Source organism: Vibrio sinensis (genome assembly GCF_003605645.1).
GTDB lineage: Bacteria > Pseudomonadota > Gammaproteobacteria > Enterobacterales > Vibrionaceae > Vibrio > Vibrio sinensis.
In genome coordinates, this window is sequence record NZ_QVMU01000058.1 from 1 (window position 1) to 3,146 (window position 3,146).

The following is a 3,146-nucleotide window of genomic DNA, read 5'->3' on the forward strand; positions in this document are numbered from 1 at the left end:
AGTCAATAGGTCAATGTAAACGTCTTCACTGTTCAACAAGAATGTGTTGTAACCCGCTTCTTTCATCTTCTCAGCACGCTCTTCACGGCCAATCATCGATACTGTTTCAACTGCTTTAATGCGGAACGGTTCTGCTGGATAAGACATTCGTGTACTCCAAATTTATTTTCAATTAGTAAAGGAAGTTATTTATTCCGTGCTTCCTTTCGACGGGATTGATTTAAATTCATTTCTTTATCGAATGGAATACCCCAATTACTTTCCCAGCTAATGAATTTTGTACACAAAAAACAACATAATATATTGATTAAATATTTTGACACGTGACTATTATTTTTATCATTAATTCGATACATGGTTATTGTAATCGTATTTTTATTTTGATAGGAATCGCACAATTATAGTGATAGCAATCACATCAGCTGTGTAACAATGAGCGACAGCATCACATTTATCATGTGTAAAAAATAATACACATTAGCGAACACTACACTTTACCATTAGAGGAAAACAGATCTTAATAATTATATCCTCTAGAATAATGATGCTTACGTCTCATATAATACAAAAAATACGGGTTGTTTTATAAATACCATCGCAAACTATATAATAATAATAATTGCTATTTTTGATGCTTTTATAGCCAAATGAATTTAAAAATACTATTTTTAATATTTATCAGGAAAAATCACTTAATAAACCGGCTAAAAAACATGCAAGAACACATACTTTGGGACAGGTGTTCTGGCGAGTTTTTCATTAAACTAATGCAGAATTTTAATCACTGAGCAAACTTATCGCGTTGAGTGAAGCAAAAAAGTATGTGAGGGGGGAAAGCGAGGTCACATTAAATACACATATTTAACCTTCTGCTTTGCCCTGAGGACACAAAATCAGCATATCCCCTATGGCTAAGACTCAGTTAAATCAATTAAATACCTCAGTACATACCTAGGGCGTACCTAAGACATAGATAAGTTATGTGATTGGTAGTTACAAACGCAGCTTACATTACTGCTACTTCTGGGGGCACAGAGGGCTTTCCCCGATGAGAATGTAAATAAAACGGTCAATATACGACTTAGCACATCCATTACTGGCTTATCATTTGAATCTCTTGTCTAACCAGACATATACACTCATCAACGCTCAGAAGCTCTTCCTCAGCGATTTCCCGTACGATTTAAGTACCAAAGAGCAACAATTTCCTCGTTTAAGTGCCACTCAATGAGCCTACAAGATGATTGATACCTAAACCTAGTGTAGTGAGAGGTTTACTCACACAACTTTCCACAAAGCTAAGGTGTACCGTTTTATACCCAAGAAATATCAAGTTGCTAGGCGATATAGACAACAGTGATCGGCCAGGATGTTCGGTTCGAATGTTCGAATAATAGAGGATGGGGGGATCAACGATAATGAATAAACTAAAAAGGATGGCTGAAAAATTGAACGACAAAAAAGGCGCTTACGCGCCTTTAAAAATAATCAATTAGAATTAAACGAACAACTACCTTAGCTCGCTAATAGCTGACTGAGAATAATAACAACACCCCAAAGAACAACAAAACCTAGAACGAAATTACCACCTACAACACGGTAATGATGGCTTTCAGTGTGTATCTGTCTTGCTTTGATAACCATGGCAACAGGTAAGAAAAGCGCTAGAATAACCAGTGCAATTGCCGCATAACCCAATGCCATTATGAAGCCTTCTGGATAGAACAAGGCAAAACACAGCGGTGGGAAGTAAGTAATAACAGCAATTAATGCACGGTTACCTTTTAATTTTTCGTTCGTAGTATCACGAATGAAATCAAACAAACCTAAACTCACACCCAAGAAAGAAGTAATCAAAGCTAGATCAGCAAACAAACCGATGAACAGCGATAATTGCGAATCTTCCAGTGTTGCCGACAATGATGAAATCAAAGCATTCAACGTTGGATTTGCTGTTAGTTCAACTTGGCTAACAACGCCTAATGTACACAACAACCAAAGTACATAAATCGCTAGTGGCAAGCATGAACCAATGTACATAGACTTTTTAAGGTTTGGCGTGTTACCACCTAAATAAGCTACGATCGCTGGAATACTGCCGTGGAAACCAAATGAAGTAAATACAACGGGAAGCGAGGTTAAAATTAGCCCATGTTCAATAGGCATACTCGCTAAATAACCACCGCTAATATTTGGTGCAAGTGACATTAACACTAGAACCATTGCACCCATCATCAATGCAAATAAAACACGGTTCACTTTATCAACTAAGTGTGTACCAATCGCAACAACGCCAGCAACGATAATTGAGAAAACAACCGCACCAACACCAGGGTGAATCTCTAGCGAAAATACCGTTCTCACGCGTTCAGTTAACTGGGAACCACCACCTGCGATATATGCAGAACATAGAGAATAGAAAAGGAAGAGCATTGCAAAGCCGGCAATATATTTGCCTTTTTCGCCAAGAAACTGTTTTGCTAAAGTGTGTAATGTCGCCTTACTATCTGCATGCTGATGAACTTCCAACATTAATAACGATGTGTATGTCATTAATGCCCATAAAGCCAGCATAATAAAACATGATATGGTAAATCCCAATCCAGCAGAAACAATTGGTAGAGATAGCATACCTGCACCAATTGATGTACCAGCAATAATTAAACCACTGCCTATAACTTTCGACGTTCCTCCATTAGGAGTAGCGCCATCCATAATTTTCGTATCTGTCATAATATATATTCTTTTTCACGTTAGTTAATCATTGGTTATTATTTACAAGTGGAAATGTAATGTGTTTATATTCTAAATGTGTAGGGTTAAATATTATAAAATCAGAAAAATTTATAGTGTTGGAATAAAAACCCCCCTAATAAATTAGGGGGGTTTTAACGTTAATTATTATACGTATTCAAAACGTGCAGTAAAGAAACGCAACTGTTTAGGCTCGTATACAAACTCTAAACCTTTGATTTGGTCACGTTGTTGGTAAAGACGGATGATGCCTTCTGCTACAACGTCCATGTGTGCGTAAGTGTATACACGACGTGGAATAGTTAGACGTACTGTTTCTAGCATTGGACGGTGGTGATCACCGGTCACTTTGTTACGTCCAGCAGATACGATACCACGTTCCATTGTACGTA

At 37.3% G+C, this 3,146-nt stretch carries 1 protein-coding gene and 1 pseudogene; both read right to left on the reverse strand.

Annotated features, from left to right (window positions below; genetic code table 11):
• Nucleotides 1–1,515 precede the first annotated feature (1,515 nt).
• Nucleotides 1,516–2,733 (reverse strand): aromatic amino acid transport family protein, encoded by a 1,218-nt coding sequence (locus DZ860_RS23545; RefSeq protein ID WP_243641909.1) that lies wholly within the window; start codon nucleotides 2,731–2,733, stop codon nucleotides 1,516–1,518.
• Nucleotides 2,734–2,901: 168 nt separating this feature from the next.
• Nucleotides 2,902–3,146: pseudogene (locus DZ860_RS23550) on the reverse strand (beta-eliminating lyase-related protein); the annotation flags it as partial.

Bases quoted from the DNA above. Each gene is read 5' to 3' on its own strand.
- DZ860_RS23545 (WP_243641909.1), bottom strand. From the start codon at position 2,733: ATGACAGATACGAAAATTATGGATGGCGCTACTCCTAATGGAGGAACG.